Below are 15805 nucleotides of genomic sequence, written 5' to 3' on the forward strand. Positions count from 1 at the left end.
CGGCGGGGTTCGTTATGGTGCCGAATCGTGCTATCAATGAAGCATCTGAATGATTCATTTAGATATTGTGATCACCGGAAGTCAATACAAAGCGAGGATAATAATGAAAATCAAGATAGCCACCTTAGCGCTTGTTACGGCTGGGATAGCGCTGGCTGGCAGCGTTAACGCCAAAACGCTGGTCTTCTGTTCTGAGGGATCGCCAGAGAACTTTAACCCGCAGCTCTATACCTCCGGGACCAGCGTTGACGCCAGTGCGGTGCCGGTCTTCAACCGGCTGGTGGACTTCACGCCTGGCACCACCAACCTGGTGCCCAGCCTGGCGGAACGCTGGGAAATCAGCCCGGATGGCACGGTTTACACCTTCTATCTGCGCAAGAACGTGAAGTTTCAGAGCAATAAAGCCTTCAAACCCAGCCGCGACTTCAACGCCGACGATGTGATCTTCTCGTTTATGCGCCAGATGGACCCGAAAAATCCCTACCACAATGTCTCTGGCGGCACCTATTCCAACTTCGAAAGCCTGGAGCTCTCCACGCTGATTAAAAGTATCGACCGGGTCGATGACCACACCGTACGTTTTACGCTGTCCCATCCGGAAGCGCCGTTCCTTGCCGATCTCGCCTGGTACTTCGCCTCGATCCACTCGGCGGAATATGCAGACGCGATGCTGAAAGCGGGGACGCCGGAGAAGGTCGATATGAACCCGATCGGCACCGGCCCGTTTGAGCTGGTGCAGTATCAGAAAGATTCCCGCATTCTCTACAAAGCGTTCCCGGACTACTGGCAGGGCAAGGCGAAACTCGATCGGCTGGTGTTCAGCATCACGCCGGATGCCTCCGTGCGTTATGCCAAGCTGGAGAAGAATGAGTGTCAGGTAATGCCATTCCCTAATCCCGCCGATCTTGAAAAGATGCGCGCTAACCCGGATATCACCCTGGAACAGAAGGCGGGTCTGAATACCGGCTTCCTGGCGTTTAACACCACTAAGGCGCCAACCGATAACGTCAAAGTGCGCCAGGCGCTGGCGATGGCGATCAACAAACCGGCGATCATTGATGCGATTTTTAAAGGCACCGGCACGGTTGCGAAAAATATCCTGCCACCGGGCGTCTGGAGCGCCGACAAAGATCTTAAAGATTACGACTACGATCCAGAGAAGGCCAAAGCCCTGCTGCAACAGGCGGGTGTGAAACCGGGTACCGAAATTGCGCTCTGGGCGATGCCGGTTCAGCGGCCTTACAACCCGAATGCGCGCCGCATGGCGGAGATGATTCAGTCGGACTGGGCTAAAGTGGGCATCAAAGCCAATATCGTCAGCTATGAGTGGGGCGAATACCTGAAACGCGTGCGCAGCGGTGAGCATCAGGCGGCGCTGATGGGCTGGACCACCGCCACCGGCGATCCGGACAACTTCTTTGGCCCGCTTTACAGCTGTACCTCGGCACAGGGCGGTTCCAACTCCTCAAAATGGTGCTATCAGCCGTTCGAGAAGTTAATCACCGAAGCCCGCGCCGAGCCGGATCAGGGCAAACGCACCGCGCTCTATCTGCAGGCACAGCAGATGATGCATGACCAGATGCCTGCGGTGATGATTGCGCACTCCACCATCTTTGAGCCGGTGCGCAAATCGGTCAGCGGCTATCAGGTCGATCCGTTCGGCAAACATATTTTCTATCAGGTTGATATTAAGCAGTAAGTGATTGCCGCTAAAGCCAGAGCCCCACTTACGAGTGGGGCTAAGCTTATGCACTAAAGTCAGGGTTTATATGACCGCAACGATAAAGCTGCACTAATGTCAGGGTTTATATGACCGCAATGATAAAGCTCAACGCGAAGGGAACACGAGCAGAGGAGGAAAGCGTCCCGCCGCCCGGATAAAAACGCCGGGAGCGTTTTTGAACAACGCAAAGCGTTGGCCCGGCAACGGGCGCACCTCAGGGATGAGGTGCGTAATCGCGTGGGCCGGGCATGCCATGGAGGTCGGCTTTTGCGACTTTCCGATCGGGTCGTGTTTCCTTCGCCTGCACCCTCTCACAGCGAATCGGTGCAGACGTAACCCTTGTTCCTTAGCCAGCACCCTCTCACGGAAGCAGCCAGGACGTTAACCCATATTCCCTTAGCAACCTGAATCACATGGCAATCTGGTACCGAGCTGGTTAACCCACAACCCTGTACTCCTCATCCCATCCTCACCTGCTGATCCATCTCCGTTAGCCGCTGCTGCAAAAACTGCAGAAACAGCGTCAGCGCCGCATTCCGCTGGCGGCCGGACACCGTCTGAAGCTGCAACGTTCGCTGACTCAGCTGATCCACCCCCATCGAACGCAACACCAGATTTTGCGTGTCGCGCTCAAACAACAGGGTAAACGCACTGCAAATGGTTACTGCCTGCGGGGTATGCAGCAAAAAGTGGTAGAGCGTAGCGAAATAGTCGCAGGTCAGCACCGGCTCGACCACGCAGTCGTTCATCTGACAGGAGAGGTCAAACAACTGCCGCACGGTAGTATGCTGACCTGGCAACGCCAGCGGCCAGCCATGCAGATCGGCCAGCGTCACCTGACGCGACGCCAGCGGATGCGACAGATGCATCGCCAGTAACACCGGCGCCGGCCACGAGCCGAGCACCTCAACGCTGCGCTCCGGCTGCAGACTGAACTGCAGCGCAACATCACATTCCCCAGCCCTGACGCATGCCGCCACGCCCTGCGAGTGCGTCACGTTAAGCGCAAACAGCACGCCGGGATTGGCCTGACGAAACTCCGCCAGCAGACCCGGCAGCAGACTGAACGCCATTCCGTCGGTACAGGCGATGCGGATCAGGCTGCGCCGTATTGCTTTCAGCCCCTTAATCTCCGCCAGCGCATATTCCATATCGAGCTGACTCTTGCGCACATGATGCGCGAATATTTCACCGGCTTCGTTCAATACCATGCCGCGTGCATGCCGCTCAAACAGCGGCACACCCACCTGCGTTTCCAGGCGCTGGATCTGGCGACTAATCGCCGACACGGCCACAAAGAGCTGCTCGCTGGCGGCGCTGAGCGATCCGCACTGTACGACCGCCAGGAAATAGCGGATCTCACTGCTTAACATGGTCACTCCGGCAAAACGCATCATAAAAGGGCAGGCGTGGCTTGCTTTAAAAGCAAGGCTCACTCGATAAATTAATAATTGTGGCAAAGAGAGAAGTTTGTCAAAGATAAAGCACGATAAAAAGAACAGAAAGGGCAAACATGACAGAGCAACAGACCGTTGACCAGGCGATGCACTATTTCGACAGTGGCGAGTTTCAGCAGCTGCTGGCACGACGAATTTCCTGCGTAACTGAAAGCCAGCACGCCAGCAGGCAGGTGGAGCTTGAGAACTATCTGCAGCAGGAGATTGGCCCGCAGCTGGCGGCGATGGGCTTTACGCTGCACCCGTTTGAGAATCCGCAGCCCGGCAGCCCGCCGTTTCTGATCGCCACGCTCATTGAAGATCCCTCCAGACCGACGCTGCTCTGCTATGGCCACGGCGATGTGGTGTTCGGCGACGATGAGAACTGGCGCGACGGTTTATCACCGTGGCGACTCACGGCTGAAGATGACCGCCTGTACGGACGCGGCAGTGCGGACAATAAAGGCCAGCACTGCATCAATCTCGCGGCGCTGGAGCAGGTGTGGCAGGCACGCGGTGGCGCACTGGGCTTCAACTGCAAAATCCTGTTTGAAATGGGTGAAGAGATCAGCTCGCCAGGGCTGGTGGAGATTTGCCAGCAACAGCGGGCGCTGTTACAGGCAGACCTCTTTATCGCCTCTGATGGCCCGCGACTGAACGCGGTGCGGCCGACACTGTTCCTGGGTTCGCGTGGCGCGGCGAACTTTCGTCTGACTATCAGGGCGCGCGACAACGCCTATCACTCCGGCAACTGGGGCGGACTGCTGAGTAATCCCGGCACCCAGCTGGCGAATGCGCTCGCCTGCCTGGTGAATGCAAAGGGTGTTTTGCAGGTCGCCGCGCTGAAACCGGACTCCCTGACCGATGCGGTGCGCGCCATCCTCAGTGATATTGAGGTGGGCGGAATGCCGGGCGATCCGGCGCTGGCCGACGGCTGGGGCGAGCCGGGTCTGACGCCTGCGGAGCGTCTTTATGGCTGGAACACGCTGGAGGTGCTGGCGTTTGAAACCGGTAACCCGGCGCGCCCGATGAACGCCATTCCCGGCAGCGCCACGGCGGTGTGTCAGCTGCGATTTGTGGTCGGCACCGACTGGGAAAATCTGGTCCGGCATGTCGAAAGTCACCTGCATCAGCACGGCTTCGATAACGTCAGCGTAGAGTTTATGCGCGGTTCACCTGCAACGCGACTCGATCCGCAGGATCCGCTGGTGGCCTGGGCGCTGGACACGCTGGCCCGCAGCAGCGGTAAAAAACCGGCGCTGTTGCCCAATCTCGGCGGTTCACTGCCCAATGAGGTATTTGCCGATATCCTCGGCCTCCCGACGCTGTGGGTGCCCCATTCCTATCCGGCCTGCGGCCAGCACGGCGTTAACGAACACATGCTCACCTCTGTTGCACGTGAAGGGCTGGCGATCATGACCCGCCTTTTCTGGCAACTGGGTGAAGAGGGCGAACAACTGATGTCGCGCCACCATCAGTGGCGGAGAGGTGAACAATGAGCAGCATCGCACAGAGTACTCCGCAGGTGAAACCGAGCCTGCACAAAACGCTGTTCGCTACCTGCATTGGTAACGCGCTGGAGTGGTTCGACATCGCGGTGTATGGCTTCTTCGCCAGCTACATCGCGCACGTCTTCTTTCCGGTCAGCGATCCGTCGGTGTCGCTACTGCTGACCTTCGGCAGCTTCGGCATCTCATTCCTGATCCGTCCGCTGGGTGCCATCGTGCTGGGCAACTATGCCGACCGTCATGGCCGTAAAAAAGCGCTGCTGCTCTCAATCAATCTGATGATGCTGGGCGGGGCGATCATTACCTTTATGCCGGGTTACGCCACTATTGGTCTGGCGGCGCCGCTGCTGATTATCCTGGCGCGCCTGATTCAGGGCTTCTCTGCCGGGGGCGAGTTTGGCAGTTCCACCGCTTTCCTGGTAGAGCACTTTCCCGAGCGCAAAGCCTTTATCGCCAGCTGGCAGTTCGCCACACAGGGCGCCAGTACTCTGATGGCATCGGCGTTCGGCCTGGGGCTGACACACTGGCTGAGCGAAAGCGAGATTCAGGCGTGGGGCTGGCGTATCCCGTTTGCTTTCGGCTTACTGATTGGACCGCTGGGGATCTACATTCGCCGTCACGTGCAGGAGCCCGCCAGCTTTGCGACGCAGGAGAAGGAAGCCGCACCGCTGAAAACGCTGTTCGGGCGGCAGAAAGCGCTGATCACCCTGGCGATTGGGGTGATGGTGATCTCGACCGCGGTCAACTACATGCTCAATTACATTCCGACCTACGCCACCAAAACGCTGCATCTGCCGGGATCGGTGGCCTTCACCGCCACGCTGGTCGCAGGGATTATCCTGACGGTGGTGACGCCCATAATGGGATTGTGGGCGGAGCGGATAGGCCGATTGCCGCTGATGTGGGGATCGCTGCTGCTGTTGATGGTCACGATCTATCCCGCCTTCAAATGGATGGTCGATCACACTACGCCCACCACGCTGATCCTGCTGGTGGCGTGGATGGCGCTACTCAAGTCGGTCTATTTCTCCACGGTGCCGTCGGTGATGGCCGATCTCTTCCCGGCGACCACGCGCGCCAGCGGCATGGCGATCAGCTACAACGTGGCCGTGACGGTATTTGGCGGGTTTGCACCGCTGATTTGCAGCATGCTGATTGCCGCCACCGGCAGCAGTCTGGCGCCTGGATACTACCTGATGGCTGTGGCGGTGCTGAGTGGCATCGCGCTGCTGCGCTGCAGTAAGCGGGTGGCATAAAAGAGTGGGCCAATTACTGGCCCACTCTGGTACTGACAACGTCAGGTACGGGAGGAGGTAAGATCGAGCCAGTGATTAACTGAACTGTAAATAGGCAACATGGGTCTGCAGATACTCCTCCAGACCATGTTTTCCATCGGCACCGCCGACACCCGATTTACGCCACCCGGCATGAAATCCCTGCATCGCTTCGAAGTTTTCACGGTTAACATAGGTTTCGCCGAACTTCAGCTTTCGCAGCGCGGTCATGGTGGTATTCAGATTCTGCGTATAAATCGAGGAGGTCAGCCCATACTCGCAGTCGTTGGCCAGCGTAATCGCCTCGTCAAGCGTTTTAAAACTCATCACCGGCAGAACCGGGCCAAAAATCTCCTCCTGCATAATCGCCATCTCCTGGCGCACCTCAGTCAGCAAGGTGGGTTGGAAAAAGAAGCCTCTGTCTCCGGCGCGCTTGCCGCCCAGAACCACTTTTGCCCCTGCGGCGACGGCCTCTGCCACCTTCTGCTCCACCCGATCCCGTGCTGCGGCATTAATCAGCGGACCCATATCGATATCGCTGCGTTCGGCCGGGTCGCCAAATGTCACCTGCTGAAACGCGGCGGTCAGTGCGCTGATAAAACGATCGTAAATGCCTTCCTGCACATAGAGCCGCTCTACGCAATTGCAGACCTGGCCGCTGTTAATGATCCGCGAGCTGACGACCGCCCGCACAGCCAGCTCGAGGTCGGCATCATCCATCACGATGGCAGGGGCTTTGCCACCCAGTTCCAGCGACACTTTGGTGACATTTTTAGCCGCGGCTTCCATGGTGGCAATGCCCGCACCGACGCTTCCGGTCAGACTCACCAGACCGACCTTAGGATTTGCCGCCAGCTCCTGTCCCACTTCCGGTCCCAGACCATAAACAAAGTTAATGACGCCAGCAGGCAGACCCAGCTTTTGTATGATGTCGGCAAAAAGTGCCGCATTATTCGGTGTCAGCTCACTGGGTTTGATCACGATGGTGTTTCCGGTGATCAGGGCCGGTGCCGCTTTGCGGGCAATGAGGAAGAAGGGGAAATTCCACGGCAGTATTCCGGTAGTGACGCCGATCGCTTTTTTAAACAGGAAGATATTTTCGTTGGGGCGGTCACTGTTGATGATCTCACCTTCATAGCGCCGCGCCCACTCCGCCATGTAATCGAGGTAGTCGGCGGTGAACATCACTTCGGTCTTCGCCAGCCCCTGGGTTTTTCCACCCTCAGCCACAATGGTTGCCGTCAGTTCAGGCTCACGCTGGCGGATGGCGGTGGCAATTTTGTGCAGCCAGACGCCGCGCTCTACTGCAGGCAGCGCTTCCCATCCAGGCTGAGCCACTTCTGCGGCGCTGATAGCAAGGCTGGCATCCTGACGACTGCCCTGGGGAATACGGGACAGCAACGCCTCCGTGGACGGATTGATCACTTCAATCCAACGGTCACCCTGATGGGCTACAAATTCGCCATTAATGAAATGTTGATGATGTGTTGTCATTCGCTTAGCTCTCCGCTATCGATACGTTGCAGTAATGTGATAGCAGGGTGAAACAGATTGCTCAGGGCTACCTTTAGCTGATTGCCAGCTGCCGGGAGCGGCTGGCAGCCAATCACAGATATCGGTGAGTTCTGCGGCAAAAACGTCAATATGTTGTAGATTTAAAGGAGTGAAGTGGTAATAAAGGGGTTAAATCATGGCAAATGGATGGGCGTCAGAAGGCGCAGTACAGGAACAGATCGATAGCACCGTCAATGACGGCATTGAGCGGGTAAGACAGTCGATCGGACAGGGCGAAAGCGCCACCGAATGTGAGCTCTGCGGCGAGCCGATTCCCGAAGCGCGTCGTCAGGCGCTTAAAGGCGTGCACTATTGTGTGGCGTGTCAGGAAAAAATCGACAAGCAGCAGCAGACCAGCAGTTTATATAACCGTCGGGGCAGTAAAGACAGTCAGTTGCGCTGACCTTCAGGAGCCTGGCATCGCCAGGCCATTGCCAATAAACCACGCCAGAAAGCCCACGCCCGCCACAATGATGGCGATCGGAAACAGAATTCCAATTCTCATAATTTACCTGCTGCAAACAGCGATTTCAGGGGCTGCGATCTTATCATGAGATCTGCAATACGGCGCGGTGGGTTTTCAGCAGAGTGAACAGCTGGAACTGCGTTGCATCATTTTCCTCCCGCAACACCTCACCTTTTTTATAGAGAATATGGTGAACATGTCCGAGCTGACGCCAGACCACTATCGCTGAGGCGATCAGGGCGCAATGCTGATCCGCCTGCACACACTCAAGGGTGGCATAGTGGGTTTCATCCAGGCCATTCACAAACACCTTTATCGCATCTGCAGGTAATATCGCGCGCAGATCATCCAGCATTACCTGGCTGACTGACTGCGAAAGAAACAGCGTTAACCACTTTGTCGTCATCCCATTCCCTGATCCGATCAATTTTCCCCAGTTTATACGACCTTGCCCGCGTTAATGAAAGGCTTCTTTGCACATTTGCCAACCTTCCCTTGTGAATGGCAGTCAGATCAGAATTGTGCTGCGCCACACAGCAAAAATGAAAAAAACATTGAATAATAAGTTACTTACTTAACTAATCGTCCGGTTTTCTGACAACGGTGAAATTGTGATCCCTGATGGGCACAACGGGTAAATATTGCCACTTCACTGTGGCTTCCGGCATTTATCCAAAGGCTGAGGAATTCCTGCTGAACGTAGACTGCCTGCTGAGCGGAAGCAGACAGGTTTCCGACAGGCCTCAACCTAACCGGGGAATAACAATGAACAGTGCCATTATTGCGGGTATCTTCTGGCATTTTGTCGGAGCTGCCAGCGCCGCGTGTTTCTACGCGCCTTTTAAACAGGTGAAAAGATGGTCATGGGAAACCATGTGGTCGATCGGTGGCCTGATGTCGTGGCTGATCCTGCCGTGGGCGGTAAGTGCCATTTTACTGCCAGATTTTATGGCCTATTACAGCAGCTTCTCGCTGTCCCAGCTGACACCGGTATTTCTGTTTGGCGCGATGTGGGGCATAGGCAATATCAACTACGGCCTGACCATGCGTTATCTCGGCATGTCGATGGGGATCGGTATCGCGATTGGCATTACCCTGGTGGTCGGCACGCTGATGACACCGCTTCTGCAGGGGCGCTTTGGTGAGCTCTTCGCGTCGGCGGGTGGCCGGTTAACCCTGCTGGGCGTACTGGTGGCACTGATTGGCGTCGGGATTGTGTCGCGTGCCGGGCTGTTAAAAGAGCGGGCGCTGGGGATTAACGCAGAAGAGTTTAATCTCAGAAAAGGACTGGTGCTGGCGGTGATGTGCGGCATCTTCTCGGCGGGTATGTCCTTTGCCATGGATGCGGCTAAGCCCATGCATCAGGCCGCCGCTAATCTTGGCATCGATCCGCTGTATGTAGCTCTGCCCAGCTACGTGATCATTATGGGCGGCGGGGCTCTGGTTAATCTGGCCTTCTGTTTCTGGCGGCTGGCCACCCGGCCAGAGCTGTCGGTGCGTAAAGACTTCTCGGTCGGGAAGTCGCTGCTGATTACCAATACCGCTTTTGCGGTGCTCGGCGGCACCATGTGGTATCTGCAGTTCTTCTTCTATGCCTGGGGCCATGCCAGAATCCCGGCGCAGTATGACTATGTCAGCTGGATGCTGCACATGAGTCTATACGTCCTGTGTGGTGGTCTGGTGGGGCTGCTGATGAAGGAGTGGAAGTCTGCGGGGCGCCGACCGGTCAGCGTTTTATCAATCGGCTGTGTGGTGATTATCATTGCCGCCAATATTGTGGGACTTGGCATGGCGGCCTGATCGCGAATAGTGACTCTGTCTTTATGCAGGCGGGGCCTGCCAGACTGATGGCTCACCCCGTCGGGGTTTTACTTACAACAACACATTAGTTTAATTCGCAGGCACTGTTTCCCGGCAATGTGGAACAGCTTTTCTCTGTTACCTCAACGGGCCTGCTATGCAGGCCCGTTTTATTAAGACTCGGCACTTTTCAGTGCCTGGCGTGGCGCGATAAATTGCTGTCGCCAGGCGCTGGGAGGTAAACCGGTGTCACGGGTGAAAACCACCGAAAAATAGTTACTGTCATCAAAGCCGCAGCGGGCGGCAACCTCACTAATCAGACAATCCTGGGTGCGCAGCAGATATTTTGCCTGACAGAGCTGCAGCTGACGCAGGTAATGACCGATGGTCATCCCGGTCTGCTGACGGAAAAGCTGCCTCAGCGCCCGTTCGCTGAGCTGGTTCTGCTGACAAAACTCCGCGAGATCAAAGGGGCGGGCAATCGCACCCTGTAACGCTGACATCAGCAGATCGAGCTGTTCCCCCTCCGGCAACGCCCAGGGGCGGTCGGCCGCGTAGCCGTGGCGGCGCAGAATCAGCGCCAGCTGTAAAAAAAGCGCCTCCGAGAGCTGAACTGACAGGGGGTCGCTTTTGCGGCTTTCACGCTCCAGCTGGCTGATCACTCCCCGGGCCAGCGCCATCCCTCGCGTGGTCAGCCGCCAGCCGCCTGGCGCATCCGGTCCCTGTTGCGGCAGCAGCTGATTCCAGTCAAGGGCAAGACCAAAGCGATCCCGACAGTAAAGGATGTTATCCAGCACCAGATCGTTAACGCTGTCGTAGCTGTGGCAGTCACTGTCGCGGATATAAAAAACGTCGCCACAGGTAATCAGCCAGGGCCGATCGTTGAGGACGTGCAGGCCATTGCCGCGCCAGACAATCACGATTTCACTGAATTCGTGTCGATGCGGCGGGAAAGAGGGTTGTGGCATCCTTTCGGCGACCGCCACCGGTAGAGTAGTGGCGGGAAAATAGTCATCCCGACTGAGTATCAATGCCATGATTGGCTCCTTTACATCATCTGCTGGCGCTCCGCTCGCGGTGCGCAGCCAAATTCGCGCCTGAACAGGGTTGAGAAATGGTTGCTGTCCCCAAATCCACACTGGAAGGCGATATCGGTAATTCGCATATCACTGTGACGCAGCAGATGACGGGCCTGCAACAGCCGCACACGGTTCAGGTAGCGCTGCGGCGTGCTGCCGGTTTGCTGCTTCATTTGCCGATGCAGGGTACGCAGCGACAGGGAGAAACGATCCGCCAGTTCATCCCAGATAATCTCATCACTGTAATGCTCACCCAGCCAGTCGAGCAGACGATGCAGCCGTGCCTCCTGATCCTGACTCTGTCCATCAATGCACGCCTCACGCAACAGCACCAGCAACTGTAAAAAGAGCTGTTCCTGACGCGCCTGTTTTTCCATCGACCAGTTATCATCCGGCTGCATCTGCGCCGCCACACTCAGCGCCTGCGTCATCACCTTTTGATTGATGCGCCAGTGGGAAGCATATTGCCCGTCCTGATCGCAGGGCAGTAAAGCCTGTAACCCGGAGAGAAAGCGAAACGCGCCGGGGCTGCGATAAAGCACGTTGGTCAGACAAAGGTTGTCGGTCTGCTCATAAAGATGACGATCGTGATCGCGCACAAAGCAGACGCAACCGGCGCACAGCGTTTGTGGCTGACCATTAAACACATGAATGCCAGAGCCTTGCTCAACCAGCACAATTTCATGGAAATCATGATGATGTTCCGGGAAGGCGGCCTGGGGTACGCGGGGTTCAATCGCAATGGCGTAATCGCCTTCGGGGAAAAAATCCGCACTGTGCAATATGGTCATGGTCATCTCTCGCTGCTTAACAAAACCGTAACGCAGTCTAATCAGCACGCTCTAACCTTACCTTGAATTTTCAGCCTGACTCAGCAGGAATCATGCTGATTTTTCAAGAAATCCTCAGCAGTTAACAGATTTGCGGCAGGGGTCACATCCTCCTGCCTTTCGCCTCTGTGATCTCTCTCACGAAGTTCTTTGCAAGTCTGCCAGGGCTTATCAGCCGCTGGCACTCCGGGGAAGGTCTTTAACCGGCCAGGTTTTTACTCTGTGACCACTCAATCACAGGGAAAAGTCGCCATGACCAGGAGAAACATTGTTGCTATTGATCTCGGGGCATCCAGCGGGCGGGTCATGCTCGCAAGCTGGGATGCTGCGCAGCGCCAGCTCGCGCTTCGTGAGGTCCGGCGCTTTAAAAATAAGCGCCAGCGTCGTGCCGGTTATGACTGCTGGGATCTGACGATGCTTGAGCAGGAGATACGCGCCGGGCTGGCTCAGTTAGATGAAGAGAAGATCGTGCCAGACAGTATCGGTATCGACACCTGGGGCGTTGATATGGTGCTGCTGGATGCAGAGGGCGAGCCGGTGGGTGAGGCGGTCAGCTACCGCGATGCGCGCACCCACGGCCTGATGGAGCAGGCGCAGCACGAACTGAGCCGCAGTGCCATCTACGCCCGAACCGGCATTCAGTTCCTGCCATTCAATACGCTCTATCAGATGCGCGCCCTGCATCAGCAGCAGCCCGACTGGCAGGCCCGCGTGGCGCATGCGCTGATGATGCCGGACTACCTGCATTATCGCCTGACCGGCAATCTCAACTGGGAATACACCAACGCCACCACCACGCAAATGCTCAATATTCACAGCGGCGAATGGGATCGTGAGTTGCTCGCCTGGGCGGGCGTTGCTCCTGAATGGTTCGGTCAGCCGCAGGCACCGGGTAACACCGTCGGCCACTGGGTCAATAGCGCAGGTGTCCCGGTCCCGGTGATTGCCGTCGCCACCCACGACACCGCCAGCGCGGTTCTGGCAACGCCGCTGATGCAGGACGATGCGGCCTATCTCAGTTCCGGAACCTGGTCGCTGATGGGCTTTGAAAGTTTGCAGCCTTATGCCTGCGATGCCGCGTTACGCGCCAATATCACCAATGAGGGCGGCGCAGAAGGCTACCGCGTACTGAAAAATATCATGGGCTTATGGCTGTTGCAGCGCATCTGCGGCGAACTTCAGATTGACGATCTCAGCGCACTGATTGATCAGACGGCACGGCAGCCCGCCTGTGTTTCACTGATTAGTCCCAACGATGCGCGCTTCATCAATCCCGACAGCATGGTTAACGAAATTCAGAACGCCTGCGCAGAGCAGGGAATGCCGGTGCCACAATCTGCCGCCGCGCTGGCCCGCTGCATATTTGACAGCCTGGCACTGCTCTATCGCGAGGTGATCCAGGAGCTGGCAGAGCTGCGAGGCAAACCTTTCAGCCAGCTTCACGTGGTAGGGGGCGGCAGTCAGAACCGTTTTCTTAACCAGCTCTGTGCCGATGCCTGCCAGATTCCGGTGCTGGCAGGTCCGGTTGAAGCCTCCACGCTGGGTAACGTTGGTTGCCAGCTGATTGCACTTGGCGAACTGATCGATGTGGCTGATTTCCGCTGCAGCGTCATCAACAACTTCCCACTGGAAAAATTCGAACCGCAAACTCACAGCGTCTTCAGTGCCAGTCAGGCACGCTTCGCGACGCTGAGTCAACCCGCTAAGGAACCCGCTTATGACTAAGCAGATTGAACAGGCTTTTGAACTGGCTAAACAACGCTACGCTGACAATGGAGTTGATGTTGAACAGGCCATTCGCCAGCTGGACGGCATTCCTGTCTCGATGCACTGCTGGCAGGGGGACGATGTCCGGGGCTTTGAGAACCCACAGGGCGCATTGACTGGCGGCATCCAGGCGACCGGCAACTATCCGGGGCGGGCACGCAATGCCAGTGAATTACGCAGCGATATCGACAAGGCGATGTCTCTGATCCCAGGCGCAAAACGTCTGAACCTGCACGCTATCTATCTGGAAAGTGACAAGCCAGTCGATCGGGATGCCATTGAACCTGCCCATTTCGCCAACTGGGTTGCCTGGGCGAAAGAGCACAACTTAGGACTGGATTTTAACCCCAGCTGCTTCTCGCATCCGATGAGTGCCGACGGTTTTACGCTGTCACACAGTGATAAAACCGTGCGTCAGTTCTGGATCGATCACTGCAAAGCGAGTCGCCGCATCTCCGCTTCGTTTGGTGAGCAGCTTGGCACGCCGTCAGTGATGAATATCTGGGTGCCGGACGGCATGAAAGATATTACCGTGGATCGCCTGGCCCCGCGTCAGCGTCTGATGAGCGCACTGGATGAGATCATCTCAGAAAAACTGAACCCGCAGCACCATATCGACGCGGTTGAGAGCAAGCTGTTTGGCATTGGCGCAGAGAGCTATACCGTGGGCTCCAATGAGTTTTATCTTGGTTACGCCGCCAGCCGCCAGACGGCACTATGCCTGGATGCGGGACATTTTCATCCCACCGAAGTGATCTCCGACAAAATTTCTGCCGCGATGCTCTATGTGCCGCGTCTGCTGCTGCACGTCAGCCGCCCGGTGCGCTGGGACAGCGACCATGTGGTGCTGCTGGATGATGAAACTCAGGCGATCGCCAGCGAGATCGTCCGCCATCAACTGTTCGACAAAGTGCATATCGGACTCGATTTCTTCGACGCCTCTATCAACCGGATTGCCGCCTGGGTTATCGGCACCCGTAACACCAAAAAAGCGCTGCTGCGTGCTCTGCTGGAGCCAACCGACCGTCTGCGCCAGGCCGAGAACGAGGGCGATTACACCGCGCGGCTGACGCTGCTGGAAGAGCAAAAATCATTGCCGTGGCAGGCGGTATGGGAAGCCTGGTGCCTGCGCCATGACGTCCCGGCTGATGCCAGCTGGTTAGGCGACGTCCGTCATTATGAACAACAGATTTTGAGCCAACGTTAAGGATTTCACTATGCAAAGCATTCTTTCTTCCGGGTTTGTTAAGGGAATGGTCAAAGCAACCAGCGATATGTGGCTGAAGGGCTGGGACGAACGTAACGGCGGCAACGTCAGCCTGCGTCTGCGGGAAGAGGAGGTTAAACCTTTTGCCGCTGATTTCTGCCTGCAACCGCGCTGTATTGAGCTGACACAACCCGCGCCAGCGCTGGCGAATGACTGGTTTCTGGTGACCGGGTCAGGAAAATTCATGCGTAATGTCCAGCTGGATCCGGCGGATTGTCTGGCACTGCTGCAGGTCGATGACAAAGGGCTCTCTTATAAAATTCACTGGGGCCTGTCGAATGGCGGTTTGCCGACCTCTGAACTGGCGTCACACTTTCAGTCTCATGCGGTGCGTAAAGCGGTCAGCAAGGGTGCAGACCGGGTAATCATGCACTGTCACGCTACCAACTTTATGGCCTTAAGCTATGTGGTTGAGATGGATTCCGCCCGCTTTACCCGCCTGCTGTGGGAAGGGAGTACCGAATGTCTGGTGGTGTTCCCGGACGGTGTGGGTGTTTTACCCTGGATGGTACCCGGCACCGATGAAATCGGCACCGCGACAGCCGGGCAGATGCAGTCACATACCCTGGTGATGTGGCCATTCCACGGCGTCTTTGGCACGGGCCCGACACTCGATGAGACTTTTGGTCTGATTGATACGGCGGAGAAATCGTCAGAAGTGATCGTCAAAGTGCTGTCGATGGGCGGTATTCGTCAGAGTATCACCACAGAACAGCTGGTTGCATTGGGTGAGCGCTTTGGTGTGAAGCCGTGGCAACCGGCGCTGGATGCAGGGCCTGCTAATGCTGCGTAAAGCCTTTGTGATGCAGGTGAATCCTTATTGCCATGCAGAGTATGAGCGTCGGCACTCACCGATCTGGCCTGAACTGGCCGAAACCCTGAAAGCGCACGGCGCGCACAACTATGCCATCTGGCTGGACGCCGAGCGGCATCTGCTGTTCGCCAGCGTTGAGATTGAATCTGAGGAGCGCTGGAACGCGGTGGCAGAAACGGAGGTCTGTCAGCGCTGGTGGGCATCAATGAAAGATCTGATGCCGTCGAATGCAGATAACAGCCCGATCAGTGAGCAGTTAAAACCGGTTTTCTTTCTGGAATAAAAAC

General features: G+C 56.7%; 15 protein-coding genes. 9 read left to right on the forward strand and 6 right to left on the reverse strand.

Annotated features, from left to right (window positions below; genetic code table 11):
* Positions 1-103 precede the first annotated feature (103 nt).
* Positions 104-1699: an ABC transporter substrate-binding protein gene (locus OK409_RS04780; protein ID WP_050679896.1), complete on the forward strand. Its 1596-nt coding sequence runs from the start codon at positions 104-106 to the stop codon at positions 1697-1699.
* Between the two features lie 482 nt (positions 1700-2181).
* On the opposite strand, the gene OK409_RS04785 is transcribed toward OK409_RS04780, so the two are convergent.
* Complete coding sequence (locus tag OK409_RS04785; RefSeq protein WP_083067980.1) at positions 2182-3096, reverse strand: LysR family transcriptional regulator; 915 nt, start codon at positions 3094-3096, stop codon at positions 2182-2184.
* A 140-nt stretch (positions 3097-3236) separates the two neighbouring features.
* On the opposite strand from OK409_RS04785, the gene OK409_RS04790 reads away from it, so the two are divergent.
* Both OK409_RS04790 and OK409_RS04795 read left to right on the forward strand, forming a co-directional pair.
* Positions 3237-4658 carry a M20 family metallopeptidase gene (locus tag OK409_RS04790; protein WP_264366812.1) on the forward strand — a complete coding sequence of 474 codons (1422 nt, stop codon included), beginning with the start codon at positions 3237-3239 and terminating at the stop codon, positions 4656-4658.
* Complete coding sequence (locus OK409_RS04795) at positions 4655-5923, forward strand: MFS transporter (protein WP_010244731.1); 1269 nt, start codon at positions 4655-4657, stop codon at positions 5921-5923. The genes OK409_RS04790 and OK409_RS04795 overlap by 4 nt, the downstream gene beginning before the upstream one ends.
* Before the next feature lie 75 nt (positions 5924-5998).
* Here OK409_RS04795 and aldA read toward each other — a convergent pair whose 3' ends face one another.
* On the reverse strand, positions 5999-7435 hold the full coding sequence (gene aldA, locus OK409_RS04800) for an aldehyde dehydrogenase (protein ID WP_010244734.1): 1437 nt from the start codon (positions 7433-7435) through the stop codon (positions 5999-6001).
* Positions 7436-7631: 196 nt separating this feature from the next.
* Here aldA and OK409_RS04805 point away from each other — a divergent pair, with 196 nt between their 5' ends.
* On the forward strand, positions 7632-7898 hold the full coding sequence (locus OK409_RS04805; RefSeq protein ID WP_010244737.1) for a DksA/TraR family C4-type zinc finger protein: 267 nt from the start codon (positions 7632-7634) through the stop codon (positions 7896-7898).
* A 3-nt stretch (positions 7899-7901) separates the two neighbouring features.
* On the opposite strand, the gene OK409_RS04810 is transcribed toward OK409_RS04805, so the two are convergent.
* Positions 7902-8000, reverse strand: a complete 99-nt coding sequence (locus OK409_RS04810) for a YoaK family small membrane protein (protein WP_264366813.1) — start codon at positions 7998-8000, stop codon at positions 7902-7904.
* Positions 8001-8043: 43 nt separating this feature from the next.
* Positions 8044-8367: a hypothetical protein gene (locus OK409_RS04815; RefSeq protein ID WP_010244743.1), complete on the reverse strand. Its 324-nt coding sequence runs from the start codon at positions 8365-8367 to the stop codon at positions 8044-8046.
* 359 nt (positions 8368-8726) lie between these two features.
* On the opposite strand from OK409_RS04815, the gene rhaT reads away from it, so the two are divergent.
* Entirely contained in the window at positions 8727-9761 is a 1035-nt protein-coding gene (gene rhaT / locus OK409_RS04820; RefSeq protein WP_010670192.1) for an L-rhamnose/proton symporter RhaT, read from the forward strand.
* A 173-nt stretch (positions 9762-9934) separates the two neighbouring features.
* On the opposite strand, the gene rhaR is transcribed toward rhaT, so the two are convergent.
* Positions 9935-10798: an HTH-type transcriptional activator RhaR gene (gene rhaR / locus OK409_RS04825; protein ID WP_010244749.1), complete on the reverse strand. Its 864-nt coding sequence runs from the start codon at positions 10796-10798 to the stop codon at positions 9935-9937.
* Between the two features lie 11 nt (positions 10799-10809).
* A complete protein-coding gene (gene rhaS / locus OK409_RS04830; protein ID WP_033787963.1) occupies positions 10810-11631 on the reverse strand; it encodes an HTH-type transcriptional activator RhaS in 822 nt (273 codons plus the stop codon).
* Positions 11632-11922: 291 nt separating this feature from the next.
* Here rhaS and rhaB point away from each other — a divergent pair, with 291 nt between their 5' ends.
* The 4 genes from rhaB to rhaM are packed head-to-tail and all read left to right on the forward strand — an operon-like array spanning position 11923 to position 15801.
* Positions 11923-13395, forward strand: a complete 1473-nt coding sequence (rhaB, locus tag OK409_RS04835; RefSeq protein WP_263056012.1) for a rhamnulokinase — start codon at positions 11923-11925, stop codon at positions 13393-13395.
* Positions 13388-14644 (forward strand): L-rhamnose isomerase, encoded by a 1257-nt coding sequence (locus tag OK409_RS04840; RefSeq protein WP_264366814.1) that lies wholly within the window; start codon positions 13388-13390, stop codon positions 14642-14644. Before rhaB ends, OK409_RS04840 begins: the two co-directional genes overlap by 8 nt.
* Before the next feature lie 10 nt (positions 14645-14654).
* Positions 14655-15497: a rhamnulose-1-phosphate aldolase gene (gene rhaD / locus OK409_RS04845; RefSeq protein ID WP_010670187.1), complete on the forward strand. Its 843-nt coding sequence runs from the start codon at positions 14655-14657 to the stop codon at positions 15495-15497.
* The gene (rhaM, locus tag OK409_RS04850; RefSeq protein WP_033787807.1) at positions 15487-15801 is read left to right on the forward strand and encodes an L-rhamnose mutarotase; all 315 of its coding nucleotides are present in this window, start codon (positions 15487-15489) and stop codon (positions 15799-15801) included. Before rhaD ends, rhaM begins: the two co-directional genes overlap by 11 nt.
* Positions 15802-15805 lie beyond the last annotated feature (4 nt).

Origin of the sequence: Pantoea sp. RG18, assembly GCF_025910075.1 — a bacterium.
GTDB classification, from domain to species: domain Bacteria; phylum Pseudomonadota; class Gammaproteobacteria; order Enterobacterales; family Enterobacteriaceae; genus Pantoea; species Pantoea agglomerans.

Coding starts and splice junctions, on each gene's coding strand:
- OK409_RS04780 (WP_050679896.1), top strand. CDS start 104: ATGAAAATCAAGATAGCCACCTTAGCGCTTGTTACGGCTGGGATAGCG.
- OK409_RS04785 (WP_083067980.1), bottom strand. CDS start 3,096: ATGTTAAGCAGTGAGATCCGCTATTTCCTGGCGGTCGTACAGTGCGGA.
- OK409_RS04790 (WP_264366812.1), top strand. CDS start 3,237: ATGACAGAGCAACAGACCGTTGACCAGGCGATGCACTATTTCGACAGT.
- OK409_RS04795 (WP_010244731.1), top strand. CDS start 4,655: ATGAGCAGCATCGCACAGAGTACTCCGCAGGTGAAACCGAGCCTGCAC.
- aldA (WP_010244734.1), bottom strand. CDS start 7,435: ATGACAACACATCATCAACATTTCATTAATGGCGAATTTGTAGCCCAT.
- OK409_RS04805 (WP_010244737.1), top strand. CDS start 7,632: ATGGCAAATGGATGGGCGTCAGAAGGCGCAGTACAGGAACAGATCGAT.
- OK409_RS04810 (WP_264366813.1), bottom strand. CDS start 8,000: ATGAGAATTGGAATTCTGTTTCCGATCGCCATCATTGTGGCGGGCGTG.
- OK409_RS04815 (WP_010244743.1), bottom strand. CDS start 8,367: ATGACGACAAAGTGGTTAACGCTGTTTCTTTCGCAGTCAGTCAGCCAG.
- rhaT (WP_010670192.1), top strand. CDS start 8,727: ATGAACAGTGCCATTATTGCGGGTATCTTCTGGCATTTTGTCGGAGCT.
- rhaR (WP_010244749.1), bottom strand. CDS start 10,798: ATGGCATTGATACTCAGTCGGGATGACTATTTTCCCGCCACTACTCTA.
- rhaS (WP_033787963.1), bottom strand. CDS start 11,631: ATGACCATATTGCACAGTGCGGATTTTTTCCCCGAAGGCGATTACGCC.
- rhaB (WP_263056012.1), top strand. CDS start 11,923: ATGACCAGGAGAAACATTGTTGCTATTGATCTCGGGGCATCCAGCGGG.
- OK409_RS04840 (WP_264366814.1), top strand. CDS start 13,388: ATGACTAAGCAGATTGAACAGGCTTTTGAACTGGCTAAACAACGCTAC.
- rhaD (WP_010670187.1), top strand. CDS start 14,655: ATGCAAAGCATTCTTTCTTCCGGGTTTGTTAAGGGAATGGTCAAAGCA.
- rhaM (WP_033787807.1), top strand. CDS start 15,487: ATGCTGCGTAAAGCCTTTGTGATGCAGGTGAATCCTTATTGCCATGCA.